This is a genomic window from Mycobacterium sp. 852002-40037_SCH5390672 (assembly GCF_001665875.1).
In the GTDB taxonomy this organism is placed as follows: domain Bacteria; phylum Actinomycetota; class Actinomycetes; order Mycobacteriales; family Mycobacteriaceae; genus Mycobacterium.
Genome location: NZ_LZTA01000006.1, coordinates 1 through 13,979 on the forward strand (window position 1 = coordinate 1; position 13,979 = coordinate 13,979).

The 13,979-nt window shown below is 65.0% G+C and carries 16 protein-coding genes; 7 read left to right on the forward strand and 9 right to left on the reverse strand.

The window, feature by feature from the left end; all coding sequences use genetic code 11:
- The 3 genes from A5782_RS01260 to A5782_RS01270 form a co-directional block, all read right to left on the reverse strand.
- Positions 1–611, reverse strand: a 611-nt coding sequence (locus A5782_RS01260) for a hypothetical protein (protein ID WP_067094247.1), incomplete at its 3' end; no start/stop codon positions are given.
- A gap of 14 nt (positions 612–625) precedes the next feature.
- On the reverse strand, positions 626–1,855 hold the full coding sequence (locus A5782_RS01265) for an acyl-CoA dehydrogenase family protein (protein ID WP_067093959.1): 1,230 nt from the start codon (positions 1,853–1,855) through the stop codon (positions 626–628).
- Positions 1,856–1,934: 79 nt separating this feature from the next.
- Positions 1,935–2,324: a DUF1801 domain-containing protein gene (locus A5782_RS01270; RefSeq protein ID WP_067093962.1), complete on the reverse strand. Its 390-nt coding sequence runs from the start codon at positions 2,322–2,324 to the stop codon at positions 1,935–1,937.
- Between the two features lie 197 nt (positions 2,325–2,521).
- Between A5782_RS01270 and A5782_RS01275 the strand changes: the two genes are divergently transcribed.
- From A5782_RS01275 to A5782_RS01285, 3 genes are all read left to right on the forward strand, one after another.
- Positions 2,522–3,328 carry an acyl-CoA thioesterase II gene (locus A5782_RS01275; RefSeq protein WP_067093965.1) on the forward strand — a complete coding sequence of 269 codons (807 nt, stop codon included), beginning with the start codon at positions 2,522–2,524 and terminating at the stop codon, positions 3,326–3,328.
- 62 nt (positions 3,329–3,390) lie between these two features.
- Positions 3,391–3,909 carry a nuclear transport factor 2 family protein gene (locus A5782_RS01280; RefSeq protein WP_067093968.1) on the forward strand — a complete coding sequence of 173 codons (519 nt, stop codon included), beginning with the start codon at positions 3,391–3,393 and terminating at the stop codon, positions 3,907–3,909.
- A gap of 7 nt (positions 3,910–3,916) precedes the next feature.
- Complete coding sequence (locus A5782_RS01285) at positions 3,917–5,017, forward strand: NAD(P)-dependent oxidoreductase (protein ID WP_067093971.1); 1,101 nt, start codon at positions 3,917–3,919, stop codon at positions 5,015–5,017.
- On the opposite strand, the gene A5782_RS27145 is transcribed toward A5782_RS01285, so the two are convergent.
- Together A5782_RS27145 and A5782_RS01295 are read right to left on the reverse strand one after the other, a co-directional pair.
- Positions 5,014–5,220 carry a hypothetical protein gene (locus A5782_RS27145; protein WP_067093974.1) on the reverse strand — a complete coding sequence of 69 codons (207 nt, stop codon included), beginning with the start codon at positions 5,218–5,220 and terminating at the stop codon, positions 5,014–5,016. The genes A5782_RS01285 and A5782_RS27145 overlap by 4 nt on opposite strands.
- Before the next feature lie 219 nt (positions 5,221–5,439).
- Positions 5,440–6,411, reverse strand: coding sequence for an aldo/keto reductase (locus A5782_RS01295; protein WP_067093977.1), 972 nt, complete (start codon positions 6,409–6,411; stop codon positions 5,440–5,442).
- Positions 6,412–6,507: 96 nt separating this feature from the next.
- On the opposite strand from A5782_RS01295, the gene A5782_RS01300 reads away from it, so the two are divergent.
- Entirely contained in the window at positions 6,508–7,833 is a 1,326-nt protein-coding gene (locus A5782_RS01300; RefSeq protein WP_067093980.1) for an acyltransferase, read from the forward strand.
- Here the strand turns inward: A5782_RS01300 and A5782_RS01305 are convergent.
- Positions 7,830–8,480: a TetR/AcrR family transcriptional regulator gene (locus A5782_RS01305; protein ID WP_067093983.1), complete on the reverse strand. Its 651-nt coding sequence runs from the start codon at positions 8,478–8,480 to the stop codon at positions 7,830–7,832. The genes A5782_RS01300 and A5782_RS01305 overlap by 4 nt on opposite strands.
- 98 nt (positions 8,481–8,578) lie before the next feature.
- Here A5782_RS01305 and A5782_RS01310 point away from each other — a divergent pair, with 98 nt between their 5' ends.
- Genes A5782_RS01310 through A5782_RS01320 form a run of 3 tightly spaced genes read left to right on the forward strand, consistent with a single transcriptional unit; the run spans position 8,579 to position 12,164 of the window.
- Positions 8,579–9,709 carry a VOC family protein gene (locus A5782_RS01310; RefSeq protein WP_067093986.1) on the forward strand — a complete coding sequence of 377 codons (1,131 nt, stop codon included), beginning with the start codon at positions 8,579–8,581 and terminating at the stop codon, positions 9,707–9,709.
- A complete protein-coding gene (locus tag A5782_RS01315; protein ID WP_067093988.1) occupies positions 9,706–10,644 on the forward strand; it encodes a fumarylacetoacetate hydrolase family protein in 939 nt (312 codons plus the stop codon). Before A5782_RS01310 ends, A5782_RS01315 begins: the two co-directional genes overlap by 4 nt.
- Positions 10,641–12,164 carry a bifunctional 3-(3-hydroxy-phenyl)propionate/3-hydroxycinnamic acid hydroxylase gene (locus tag A5782_RS01320; RefSeq protein ID WP_197694069.1) on the forward strand — a complete coding sequence of 508 codons (1,524 nt, stop codon included), beginning with the start codon at positions 10,641–10,643 and terminating at the stop codon, positions 12,162–12,164. Before A5782_RS01315 ends, A5782_RS01320 begins: the two co-directional genes overlap by 4 nt.
- Positions 12,165–12,166: 2 nt before the next feature.
- Here A5782_RS01320 and A5782_RS01325 read toward each other — a convergent pair whose 3' ends face one another.
- Genes A5782_RS01325 through A5782_RS01335 form a run of 3 tightly spaced genes read right to left on the reverse strand, consistent with a single transcriptional unit; the run spans position 12,167 to position 13,973 of the window.
- The gene (locus A5782_RS01325) at positions 12,167–13,081 is read right to left on the reverse strand and encodes a formate/nitrite transporter family protein (RefSeq protein WP_067093994.1); all 915 of its coding nucleotides are present in this window, start codon (positions 13,079–13,081) and stop codon (positions 12,167–12,169) included.
- Entirely contained in the window at positions 13,078–13,347 is a 270-nt protein-coding gene (locus tag A5782_RS01330; RefSeq protein ID WP_067093997.1) for a hypothetical protein, read from the reverse strand. The genes A5782_RS01325 and A5782_RS01330 overlap by 4 nt, the downstream gene beginning before the upstream one ends.
- Positions 13,344–13,973: an RNA polymerase sigma factor gene (locus A5782_RS01335; protein WP_067094000.1), complete on the reverse strand. Its 630-nt coding sequence runs from the start codon at positions 13,971–13,973 to the stop codon at positions 13,344–13,346. The genes A5782_RS01330 and A5782_RS01335 overlap by 4 nt, the downstream gene beginning before the upstream one ends.
- Positions 13,974–13,979 lie beyond the last annotated feature (6 nt).

The window sequence follows — 13,979 nt, forward strand, 5'->3', positions numbered from 1 at the left end:
TGCAGCGCGGCGTCCGGTGACGCGAGTTCGGTGCTCAGCTCGGGCAGTATCCAGTGGCCGCCATCCCGCCGGCTGGCACCGAAGGCCTGCCATAGCGGCGGCAAATCGGGAGAATCCTCGACCATCAGCTCGGTACCCGAAACATCCATGCGGTCCAAGCCTTCCGGCGGGATGCCGATGATCGCACCCTGTCCCTCGTTGAAGGCGATGACCCGACTCGGGTTGTCGGCGTCGACGATTGTGCAGCGGCCGTAGCCCATGGTGCGGCCCTGGTGCACGATGCCCGACCCGACGATCGCAATCCTGGCGACGTCGTAGCCTGGATCGATGATCTGTACCGACGCGATCACCGGATTCGGCACGGCGACCATGTCGGTCTGGCAGCCCTCCGGGGAGGAAATGGCCAACGGCGCCACCATGATTCCGCCCGCGTCATTGCGCATGTCGCGGCGGATGTTGACGGTGTCGTCGGTCTCGCCGAGATTCATCGATGAGTGTTTGCGACCGATGTAGCGGTAGCTCAGCAGGCCCGTCCAACGCCGGTACAGTTCCTCGCGGTAGGCGTCGGAATCACCCATCAACTCTCGGATGTCACGAAGTTGATCGCTCAATTCCATTCGCCTCCTTAGCTTTTGCCGCGCCGCACCTGATTGAACGGCACGCCGCGGTCATCGGCGCGCTCGCGGGGGAAGTTCAGCACCCGCTCGCCGATCACATTGCGTGCCATCTCGGTGGTACCGCCGCCGATGCTGGCGGCCTGACGGCCCAGATAGCGCGTCCCGATGTCGAGCGCCCCGCCTTCGTCGTCAACCACGGCCGCCGGACCCGCCACGGCCAAGGCGGTATCGGTCTCGACGTCGTGAACCTCGGCCATGTACAGCCGGATGATCGATCCCGCGGCCGGCGGCAGGGATCCGCTGGCCACGGCGTGGAAGACGTGCTCACTGAGTTGTTCGTGCACGGCCCGGTGCACCAGCGCGCGCCCGACCATCTCCTGGAGTCGTTGGCTGCCAGCCTGGTTCGTCTTTTCGATCAGGGACACCAGGTCGACGGACACGTCGTGGGCCTCGGCGATTCCCGGTCCGCTCGTGTACTCCGAGCCATCACCCATCGTGCGCCGCTCGTGATACAACTGCCGCGACGCGACGTCCCACCCTTTGCCCGCTTCTCCGACCACAGCGTCGTCACCCACGTCAACGTCGTCGAAGAACTCTTCGCAGAATTCGATGGAACCGTTGACCTGCTGGATGCGGTTGATGGTGACACCGGGATGTTGCAGCGGCATCAGGAACATCGTCAGCCCCTCGTGTTTGGGTACGTCCCAGTTCGTCCGGGCCAGGCGCAGGCCGTAGTCGGCGGCGAACGCCCACGTGCTCCAGGTCTTGGCGCCGTTGATGATCCACCGTCCGTCGCGACGTTCGGCGCGGGTGATGACGCCCACCAGATCGGATCCCCCGTTGGGCTCGGACAACAGCTGCACCAGCACCTCATCGCCGCGCAGCGCGGCCGAAATGTGTTGGCGCTTCTGCTCCTGGCTGCCCATATCGAGAATCGTTGCGCAGCAGATGGCAAAGGACGGGACGTTGAGCAGGATCGGAGTCTCGTACGCCTGGGATTCGATGTCGAATGCCTTCTTGTATTCGTAGCCCAGCCCGAGCCCGCCATACTCACGTGGGAAACAGATCCCGGCGAATCCGCCGTCCCACAGGCGCTTTTGCAGTTCTCGAGCCCGATGCCACGACGGCAGCTCATCTCGCTCCAGTAGCGCCGCCTTGGCCGGATCGAGTCGCGGCATGTTCGCGGCCAGCCAGGCCCTGGCCCGGCTCCGAAATTCCTCGACCGATTCGGACGTCACCGGATGGCCTCTCATTTCGAGCTCGACTTTGTGCTGGGCGACTGTACAGCACCGCTACAGGACTGTATAGGTTGGCGCCTTACGATCTGTTCAGCTCCACCGCGGCGCGAATGAGCGCGGTCAACGCCTTCTCATCGATGGTGTCGCCCTCGTGGAAATCAATTGCGCGTCTCGTGTTGCCGTCGAGACTGGAATTGAACAGACCCGCGGGATCCTGCAGCCTCGCACCCTTGGCGAAGGTCACCTTCACGACGTTCTTGTACGTCTCGCCGGTGCAGATCATCCCGTCGTGATACCAGACCGGAACGCCGCGCCACTTCCACTCTTCGACCACCTCGGGGTCGGCTGTCTTGATCACTTTTCTGATGCGAGCGAGCATCTCACCGCGCCAATCCCCCAATTCCTTGATCCTGGCGTCGATCAGCTCGGCGGGAGTCTTGGCGGCGGCGTCGTCCTTGGGGTTCGCCATCGTGCCTCGCTTTCGGTGATGGTGTCGCTCGCCGGACCGTACATCAAGCGATGGCGTTCGCCCCGGCCCCACGCCAAGACCCATGTCCGGCAGGGAGGTCGCCCGCAAAGTAATCTGCGGTCGACTCGTGCCGGGCCTGCGGTATTTGATCGGCCCTGCCGGGCGGCGCTCAACGCTCTGGCCAACAAGGAACCCACATGACCGACACGCATCCGTTCGACGAAGCCATTCAGCTCGACACGATCGGCACGGACGTCAGGCGCGGCCGCACGCACCCGGAGTGGGCCAACATGGTCGGACCGTTCGGTGGCATCACGGGCGCGGTCATGCTGCGCGCCGTCGAGGCTCATCCCGACCGCATCGGCGAACCGCTGGCCCTGACCGTCAACTACGCCGCCCCCATCGTGGACGGCGACTTTGACCTCACGCTCCGGGCCGCGCGCACCAACCGCACCAATCAGCACTGGATTGTCGAGCTCAGCCAGGACGGCGTGGTCAAGACGACTGCGACCGCGATCTTCGCGATCCGGCGGGACAGTTGGTCCGACACGGAAAGCCACCCGCCGAGCCCGCCGCCGCCCGAACAGTTGCCTGCCGTCGATCCGGGCCTCGTTCGATGGACCGGCCTCTACGACATGCGGTACGTCGAAGGCGCGATGCCCGGCAAAGACGCGGATCCCAGCCCCTCCTCGACTTCCACTTTGTGGGTCCGCGACGGCGCGGGACGCCCGGTCGACTACCCGGCGCTGGCGGCACTGTGTGACATCTTCTACCCGCGCGTGTTTTTGCGCCGCGGCGGGTTCATCCCGTCCGGGACCATCTCGTTGACCACGTATTTCCATGCCGATCAGCATCAAGTCGACACCGTTGAGGGCGACTTCGTGCTGGCCACCGCCCACGCCAACCGCTTTTCCCGCGGCTACTTCGACCAGAGCGCGCAAGTATGGACCCGGGCGGGCGGCCTGCTGGCCACCACTCATCAGATCGTCTACTTCAAAGGGTGACAGGTTTACACTTCGCCAGTGAAACGTCACGCGAGGACGCTTACGGAGAGGATCGAGCCGCAATGACAGAGCGCGCGGAAGGCCTGGCCGCTGAAACGCTGCCGCCGATCGAATCCATCAAACAACTCAAAGCCCGCTACTGCCGCTACCTGGACACCAAGGACTGGGCGGCCTGGCGCACGATTTTCACCGACGACTTCGTCAGTGACACGTCCGAAGCCGGCGGCAAGGTGATTGCCGGCGCCGACGACTTCGTGGCCTTCACCCGCCGGGCGCTCGGCCGCCCGACACAGCCCACCGCCCACCAGGTGCACACCCCCGAAATCGAGCTCACCTCGACGACGACGGCACGTGGGATATGGGCGCTGCAAGACGTTGTCCGGTTCGGGCCCGGGGTAACCTTGGTCGGCTACGGCCACTACCACGAAACCTATGAGAACGTCGCCGGCCAGTGGCTTATCAACAGCTCCAAGCTAACTCGACTCCGCGAGGACATCGTGACACCGTTCTTCTCGATCTACGTCTCTCCCCGAGTCCGCACGGCGATCGGCAACATCGCCGCCCGGCTGATGGATCGGTGACGCCGCCATGACAGTCGACACGGTGTTGGTCACCGGAGCGTTCGGGCAAGTCGGTAAGCGTTGCACGCAGATCCTGCTGGAGCGGGGGCGAACCGTCGTCGCGATGGATCTGCGCAACGACAACACCGTCGCCGTCGAAAAAGAACTCGCCGCCCGCGGGCAGCCGGGAACGCTGATTCCCGCCTACACCGACCTACTGGATGCCGAGGCGGTCAACGCTCTCATCACCGCCCATCGGCCCGGAGCCATCGTGCACCTGGCCGCCATCGTGTCCCCGCCGTCGTACCGCAACCCGGGACTGGCCCGGCGCGTCAATGTCGGTGGCACCGAAAACCTCCTGGCGGCCTGCTCCGCACTCCCGCGCCCACCGCTGTTCCTCATGGCGTCCAGCGCCGCGGTATACGGATCGCGGAACCCCTACCGTCAGCCCGAACGGATCACCCCGGACACCCCGGTGAACCCCATCGATCAATACGGCCAGGACAAAGTGCTTGCCGAGACGGCGATCCGCGCCAGTGGCCTGCCGTATGCGCTCTTCCGGCTGGCAGGCGTCATCTCGCCGGATACCCAGGCCGGTATCAACGGTGACTACCTGACGCTGATGCGTTCGATGCCAAGCGACAACCGCATTCATGCGATTGATGCACGCGACGTGGCGCTGGCCTTCGCCAACGGGGTCGACCGCGAGGCTTCCATTTCGGGCAAGGCCTTGCTGATCGGCGGGAACGAAACGTACGTGCTGCTACAGCACGGCCTGCAGGACGACCTGATGAGCGCCGCCGGCCTGGGTCCGCTCGGCCCGTCGGCCGGCTTGCCCGGCGATCCGGCCGACGACCGCGGCTGGAGCTTCACCGGCTGGTACGACACCACCGAAGCGCAGGCTCTGCTGGACTTCCAAGAGCACGACTGGAGCCATACACTGGCGTGGATCGCCGAATCGCAGGGTCGCCTGCGGATCGTGCTGCGGCTGCTTGGCCCCGTGCTACGGCCGGTGCTGCGTGCCGTTTTGACCGTTCAGCGCCGGCTCGAGGGACGCGGCCCCTACGCCGACCCCTGGTCGCTGATTGAAAAGACATACGGCACAGCGGCATTGGCCAGCGTCGACTAACGCGACGCAAAACACACGGCGGCATTACGGATCGAGTCTTCGACAGCTTCCGGCGTCCATCCAAGCTCGCGAGTCGCCTTGGTGTGATCCAGGGGTGACATCACTTCGGCCATCCGGATCCCCGCGTAGGCAAAGGGCAAGTCGCGGTGCAGCAGTCGGGCCGCCACGTCGTTGACGCGTGCACCCGCCCGCAGCGCAGACATCGGGATGTACGCCCCGCCCTAATCCCAATTGTGCGGGTCGTCTTCGGTGACCAATTTGGTGTCGCCGATCGCCAATGCGCCTGTAGTGCTGGTGTATACAAATTTGTTCAGGTCGGCGGCGCACCATGACTCGCGCGTCGGCGCCCGCCTAGACGAGTTGTCGCGTGACATGTGATCCCAGAAATCCGCTGGCACCGATCACCAGGTTCTTGTCGGACACTAGCGATCGATCCAGGCCATCTGGGCCTCGGCGTGATGCCCTCCCACGGGCGGGGTGAGCCGATCGAGTCTGGCCAGTTGATCGGCCGTCAGTTCTATCGCGTCGGCCCCGACGTTTTCTTCCAGGCGCTTGACACGTTTGGTTCCCGGAATGGGAACGATGTCAGGACCTTTCGCCAACAGCCAGGCCAAGGCGACCTGAGCCGCCGTGGCGCCGACGTCGGCGCTGATTTCGCGTACCTCGTCGGCGCACCGCAGGTTGTGTTGAAAGTTGTCGTCGAAAAACCGCGGGTTCGTCTTGCGGTAGTCGGTCTCCGGCAGCTCCTGGTTTGAGCGGATGGCGCCGGTGAGAAAGCCACGGCCCAACGGGGAGTAGGCGACGAACCCGATGCCCAACTCGCGCAGCACCGGCAAGATCTCGCCTTCTTGATCGCGCGTCCACAGCGAGTACTCGGACTGCACGGCCGTTATCGGGTGCTCCGCGTGCGCGCGACGAATGGTATCCACGCCGACTTCGGACAGACCGATGTGCCGGATCTTCCCTGCCGCGACCAGCTCCGCCAGCGCGCCGATGGTGTCTTCGATCGGGGTCCACCGGTCGAGGCGGTGCTGGTAGTACAGATCGATGCGATCGGTCGCCAACCGTTGCAACGAACCGTCGACGGCGATACGGATATTGGCGGGGCTGCTGTCGAGACCGTCGCGGCCGGTATGCGAGATCAGACCGAATTTCGTTGCCAGCACTACTTGATCACGGCGGCCTCGCAGCGCACGGGCCAGCAGTTCCTCGTTGACATACGGGCCATAGACCTCGGCGGTATCGATCAACGTGACGCCCAGGTCGATGGCGCGATGAATCGTGCGGATCGATTCGGCATCATCACTGCCCGCGCCCGCGTAGGCGACCGACATCCCCATCGCACCCAGTCCGAGGCGACCGACCTGCAATTCGGCGAGTTGGGCCTGCTTCATGGGATGGCTCCTGTTCGTGACGCTGTTGCGCGAGACCCCGCTGGGTGCTGGACGGTACCGTGGCGCTGTGTATCGCGTCGAGCTTCCCCCGATCTGATGAACCGCGCAAACACTTCTCGACCCGCGCGCAATCTGGCGGTCGACTACTACCGCGTATCGGGCGTGGTGCTGATCGTGCTGGGACACTGGCTGGCCGGATCGGTGACCTACCACGACGGACAGTTCGGCCGGCAGAACCCGCTCGTCGACTTGCCCTGGACCCAATGGCTGACCTGGCCCTTCCAGGCGGTTCCGGCATTCTTCCTGGTTGCCGGCTACGCCGGCGCGGTGTCCTGGACGCACCGGCACGACACCGACGGAGTTTCGCGTCGAACCTGGGTGCAGCATCGGTTGGCGCGCGTCCTCGGGCCGACGGCGGTGTACATCGCGCTGGTGTCGGTGGTCGTGGTGGTCCTGGGTGCCTGCGCTGTGGCCGGCTCGGTGCTCGAGTACGCCGGTTGGGCGGTGGCGATGCATCTGTGGTTTCTGGCCGTGTATCTGGTCGTGGTGTCGCTGACTCCGATTGCGATTGCCGCACAACGTCGTTGGGGGCTGCTCGTGCCAGGCGCGCTCGCGTTGGCTGTCGCGGTGGTGGATGTCGGGCGGCTCGCCGGACACGTGCCGTACCTCAACTGGGTGAACTATCTGTTGGGTTGGGGCGCCCTGTATCAGCTTGGGATCGCTTGGCGCGGCGGGTCATTGGCCGGCCGCAGGCCCTGGCTGCTGGCCGGCGTTTCTTCGGTGGCCTTGGCTGTGCTGGTTTGGCTGAAGGTTTATCCGGTCAGCATGATCGGTGTTCCCGGACAGACCATCGACAACACGACACCCCCGACCGTGGCGCTGCTGGCGTTCGGGTGCGCCCAAACCGGAATTGCCATGGCACTGACGCCGGCACTCAATCGTGCGCTGCGCGCCATGCGCGTCGAGCGCGCGCTGTCCATCGCCAACAACAACATCATGGCCCTTTACCTGTGGCACATGATTCCCGTGGTGATCGTAGCGATCGTCGGTTATCCGGCGGGGCTCTTGCCGCAGCCGCCCGAAGGTAGCGCGGACTGGTGGCTGGCCCGGCTGGAATGGGTCGTCGTTTTGAGCGTCGTGACGGCGGTCGAGATGCTGCTGCTGTGGTGGGCGAGGCGACTTTTCGCGGCACCGCTGCCGTTACTCGCTGTACCCCTCACGGAGCGCTGGGCGGAACCGATGATGCTGGCCGGTGCCGCGATGGCGGCCTACGCCCTATCCCTCATTGCCGCCGAGGGCTTTGCTCCCGACGGCCGCTTTTCGTGGCCGACCGCGGTCATCTTCGCCGCCGGAGCGCTGCTGGCGGCGTTTCGCCCCGCTCGGCAGCAGACCGACAACGGATGTCGTGCCGACCCCGTCTAGCTCTCGTCAAAAGCGCTGTCGGGCAACGGACGCCGACATATCGCGGTTGCCTCAGCGGCGCTGAGCCCGAACAGCCGCAGAACGCCTTCGGTGACCGTGTCGGCGGCGTGCGCATCGTCGCGGTCCGGATGGTCCCGCAAGAGGTTGCCCAGTCCCAGCAAAGCGCCTCCGGCCATGGCGAGGGCAAGTTCAGGGTCGTCGACCGTGAACCTGCCGGCCTCGACGCCGGCCTTGATGTCGCGTAGGGCGCGCGGTGCCAGTCCGTTGGGCGAGGACAACAGCACCATTGCGTTGGCCAATAAAATTCGGCTCTCCTGCGGGCGACGGCGGAAGAGTCGGCCGGTCAGCCGGAAACTGGTGGCGAACGTCTCCGCCGGGTCCTCAATGGATTCGGTGAGACGGTCCAGCATCGCTCCGTAGGCGTCGAGTACGTCCGCGACGGCGGCATCGAACAACTGCTGCTTGCTATCGAAGTGGTTATAGAAGGAGCCCATCCCGACGTCGGCGGCTTGGGTGATCTCCAGGACCGGAACGTTGACCTTGCCGTCGGCGATCAGCCGCTGCGCGGCCTTGACCAGCGCCGCTCGGGTGCGCTGTTTGCGCCGCGCCAAGCGGTTGGGCGTCTGACTCTCGGGCATCGCGCTCATCTCCAGCAGTATGCATCAGTTATGAGGGATCCGTCAGAACCTTGACTGAACGTTGACTCGTATGTGACGATTTCGTCAGTTAGTTTGGGAGACGACCAATGAATCTGACCAACAGCGCCCGGGTGGACACGCACAGCCCGCAAGGCGCGCTACCCCACGAGCACCCAGGCCGGTCCCGCAACCCGGTGATCAAAGTCGCCGACATCGCCTGGCTGGAATTCGAGCGACCAGACCTGACGCGGACCGAGGCGTTCGCGCGGGCGTTCGGTTTCCAGACGGCCCAGCGCGGCCCCGATGAACTGCAGCTGCGTGGCACCCTGCCCGGCGGACCGTGCGTCATCCTGCGTCGCGGACCGAGGCGTCGATTCGCCGGTGTGGCGTTCCGGGCTTGCGACGAGGCGGACGTGCTCAGGTTGGCCGCTACCCACCGTGCGCCCTCGCGACCACTGACCGAGGCCATCGGCGGCGTCTCGGTCGAGCTGATCGATCCCAGTGGCATGCCGGTCAGCGTTGTCGCCGGCATGACCGAACTACCGGAACTTTCGGCACAGCACCCGCTTTCGCTCAATTTCGGAGCGGACGCGCGGCGCATCAACGAAACCCAGCGCCCCCGGCGCGCGCCCGCGCGGGTGCAACGCCTGGGCCATCTGGTCATCCAGTCCACGAAGTACCTCCAAACGCTGAACTGGTACCTGGACAACCTGGGGATGATCGTCAGCGACTTCTTGTACTTCCCCGGCCAGCACGATCGAGGACCGACGATGAGCTTCATCCGCTGCGATCGCGGCAGCACCCCGGCCGACCACCACACGCTGGCGATAGCGCTGGGCCCGGCCAACCGTTATGTCCACTCGGCATATCAGGTCAGCGACCTCGACGCCCTGGCCGCCGGTGGCGAATACCTGCGCGAGCGTGGCTACTTCCGCTCCTGGGGAATCGGCAGACACATCCAGGGCAGCCAGATCTTCGACTACTGGCGTGATCCCGACGGTTACTTGTTCGAACACTTTACCGATGGCGACATGTTCGACAACACGATCGAACCCGAATGGGCACCGTTCACCGCCTCCGGATTGGCCCAATGGGGACCCCGGGCCAGCAGGGACTTCCTCGGAACAGACCTGAAAACTTCTCGCCACCAACTGGTTTCGATAGTCACCGCATTACGCGAACACAACGAATTCGACATCGGCCGTTTAGCCGGACTACTGAAAGTGCCTACCTCATGACCGTTTCCGTTCTGCGCACCGCCGGCGCCTGGTGGCTCAAGACCACGGACGGTGCCGCGAAGATCGACACCGCCGCCACCAGCACCGCGGGTCTGCTGGCCGACCGGGCCGCGCTCAAGGCGGCCACCGACAGTGCCGACACCGTGGAACTGGACGGTTTGCGATTGGTGTCGCCGGTGACCAGACCATGCCGGGTGATAGCACAGATGACGAACTTCGAGTCACACGTCAAGGACGCGGGAATGGACCCGTCGTCAGTTCCACTGACCTTCTTCCGCAAGGCGTCGGCATCGATCAACGGCCCGTTCGACGACATCGTCAAACCGCCCCACGTCAAGCTGCTCGACTACGAGGTGGAGATCGGGCTGGTGATCGGGCGCCCGATCCCGGTCGGCACCAGCATTTCAGACACGAATCTCGGCGACTTCGTCGCCGGGCTGGTCGTCACCAACGACGTCTCGGCACGCGATGTTCAGCTTCCACAGACTCAGTTCTACGAAGCCAAGTCATATCCCACGTTCACCCCGGTGGGTCCGGAACTGGTGCTGCTCAGCGCGAACGAACTCCGGCGGTTCGGCGAACTGCGGTTGCGATTGAGCGTCAACGGCGACGAGCGCCAGAACGCGCTCGTCGAGCCCGACATGCTCTACCGACCGCTGCAGGCGCTGCAGTCACTCACCCAGTTCCAGGAACTCGCCCCCGGCGATTTGGTGCTCACCGGAACCCCGGCCGGCACGGCATTGACCGCGCCACCGAAGCCACTCCAGATCATCGGAAACCTGTTGCCGCCCAATGTGAAATGGAAAGTCTTCTTCTCACGCCAGGCCGGCAACGCGAAGTACCTGCACGACGGTGACATCGTGGAAGCATCGATCGCCACCGATGACGGACGCATCGATCTCGGAACGCAGCGCGCCACCGTTCGATTCGGGTGAACGGTGACTATCAGCGCCCCGCCGTTGTCATAGTCGGCGCCGGACCGACCGGCATCACCGTCGCGACCCTGTTGGCGCAACACAACGTGCACTGCCTGGTGCTCGACCGTTGGCCTACCGTCTACCCACAGCCACGCGCCGTGCACCTCGACGACGAAATCTATCGCATCATCGCCCGCCTTGGCGTCGCCGATGAATTCGCGTCGATCTCCAGGCCCACACTGGGTCTGCGGTTGCTGGGCACGGATTTCGGTGTGCTCGCCGAATTCAACCGCGATCATTCGCGCGATGCGAACGGTTACCCCCAAGCCAACATGTTTGACCAGCCGGAGCTGGAGGCAGTGCTGCGCGCGAACCTCCAGCGCTACCCGCAAGCGCAGTTACGTGGCAACGCCGAGGTCACCGAGATCACCGAGCGCACGGGAGGCATCCGCGTCACGTTCACCGACCGCTCCGACGGCCGTGTGCACCAGGTCGACACCCATTATGTGCTCGGATGCGACGGCGCAAACAGCATGGTGCGCGCCCACATTGGTTCCGCGATGCGGGACCTGAACTTTCAGCAACGCTGGCTGGTCGTCGATGTCGCCACGAACGCCGACCTGGGCCAGTGGGATGGCGTCCACCAGGTATGCGACCCGGTGCGGGCAGGAACCTACATGCGGATCGGAGCAGCCCGCTACCGCTGGGAATTCCAGCTGCTGGACGGTGAAACCGCCGAGGACTTCGCCACGTTGAAAGCAATGCGGCCGTTGATCGCACCCTGGGCGGGAACGGCCGCCAACAACGAGCTGACCCTGCTGCGCGTCGCCGAATACACCTTTCGCGCTCAGATGGCCGATCGGTGGCGCCGCGGCAACGTGTTCATTCTCGGCGACGCGGCACACCTCACTCCCCCGTTCATCGGCCAAGGCATGGGTGCAGGGGTGCGGGACGCGGCCAACCTGGCGTGGAAAATCGCCGGGGTGCATCACGGCACCATGGCGGCGGATGTTCTGGACAGTTACGAGCAGGAACGCAAACCGCACGCCCGGAAGATGATCCGGTTGGCGCTGGGTGTCGGTTGGGCGATGAGCGGCGGTGGCCGCGCGGGCGATGCATTGCGCCGGTTGGTGGTGCCGCGACTGCGCTTCCTCCCCGGCTTGCGCCACAGGATCGTCGACTCGACCACGCCGGCACTGCATTCCTCTGCGTTGGTGGGCAATTCTCCTCTGCCGCGCCGCCTTGCCGGAAGGCTCTGCCCAAATCCGCTGATGCCCGACGGGCGGCGCCTCGATGATGTGCTCGGCGCAGGTTTCGCGCTGATCACCACGGTTCGCCCGAGCGCCGCCGATGAAGCATCCCTGCGGCGCCGCGGCGTCGACATCGTGATCCCCCAACCCGGCGACGCGTTGGCGGGGTGGTTACGCCGTGGCCGCGCCAACGCCGCAATGGTGCGCCCCGACCGAACCGTCGCCCGGGCAGGACGCGATGTCACCGCAGTGTGCGCCTGGACAGCCGGCGTGCTTCGTGAGCGGTGACCCTAGACCTTGCGCCGCTGCAGCTGCGCGATGACCCAGAACGGCAACGCCACGAACACCGTGCCGCCGATGAGGTTGCCCACGGTGGTGATGCCGATGTTGGCGAGCAAGCCATGCTCGCCGAAGCCCCAGCTGATCGCGCCTCGCGGCGCGGCCGGATGAAAGAAGTTGAGCAGCAAGGGAAGACCCAGGAATCCCACATTGGCGATCACGTGCTGGGTGCCGCCGATGACGAAAGCGAACGGCCCGTAGAACGCGAACGCCATCCGGGCGACGTCACTGCGGGCCTTGAAGAACATGCACATCGAGGTCTGCAGAAACCACGTGCACACCACGGCGAGCAGCAGCGCCGTCGAAAAGGGCTGGCCGGCCTTCAGCGTGCCGACGGCTGCTGCTCGCTCGGCAAATGCGCCGAGGTAGGGGCCGCCTGCCGCGGCGCACACCGTGACGAACACCAGCGCGCCGACGATGTTGCCGATGAGCCCGACAGTCACCAGCACGACGTAGCTGCGCACGCTCAACGTGCGCTTAAGCACGGCGAGAAAGCCTGCGGCCATGTCTGCGGTGATCAATGACATGCCCGACACCAGGATGAGGACAAAAGACATGCCGAAGGCCAGGCCCATCAAAAGGCTTGCCACACCGGGCGTCTTGACGCCGGTGCTCACCACCAAGGCCAGCAACGCCCCGAACGCGACCATCACGCCGCCTACCAAGGACCGCATCAGGAACGCCCAGGGGTGCGCGGCTTTTTCCACTGCCATGGCCGCTACCCGGTCCACCATGGCGCCCACCGACAGCGGCTCGAACGGATCCTCGGGCACGCCGCTCGCCCTGAAGCCAGAAGGGAACGCGGTCGCGTTATGCGGAGCCAGAGCATCGCTTCGAAGCTGTGGCGCTTCAGCGTCGATCGTCATCGGGGTTCGCCTTTCCTCGAGGTCTTTATCGCGTTGATGACACCGGCAATGTGCTCCTCGCTGAGCTGCTCTGGATCGAAGACGTGGCTGAGCAGGATCTTGAGGTCGAGCATCTGTTGCAGATAGACGAGGCAGGGAGGGCATTCGTCGACATGCTTGGCCACGATCGGTCCCCACTGCTGCGGGTCGGAGTCGACGAGATCGTCGACCAGGCGGACGAAGTCGATGCAATCGATGGCGGGGACTGTGTTGTCATGAACGGTCATCGCTGATACCGCTTTTCCAATTCGGCTCGGAGATTTCCCCTGGCGCGGTAGAGCAGTGCCCGCTGCGCCTCGGTGGACAGTTCGAGAAGTGCGGCCGCCTCGTCGGCCGATGTTCCGACGATGTCACGCAAGATGACCAGTTGCCGCTGTCGTTCGGGCAACGCATCCAGCGCCGCCCGCACGTAGCCGAGCAGTTCGCTTTCGACGGTTTGATCTTCGGGGAGAAAGCGACGCGACGGCGGGACGCTCCAATGGCCCGCATCGGGGTGACCGGCGGGATGCATGCGACCCGACAGTGGGTCCTCGGCTTCACCATCCGCGGCGGCCAGCACCTCATGGTGACGGATCCGCGACTCCCGTCGCCGGTGCCGTGAGGCGGTGTGTCTGACGATGCCGAACAGCCACGTGCTCACCGAAGAACGCCCCTGAAATGAGTCCGACGACTGCAGCACCTGCACCCATGCCTCCTGCACGGCTTCCTCGGCCACCGTCGCCGAATCGACCATGGTGCGAGCAAAATTCACCATCGGCCGGTGAAAGTCGCGCACCAAACTGGCCAGCGGAACCCCGCCGACCAGGCGTTCGGATTCGGTGCCCTCCGGCGGCACCGCCACCGGAGTTACCATCGACCC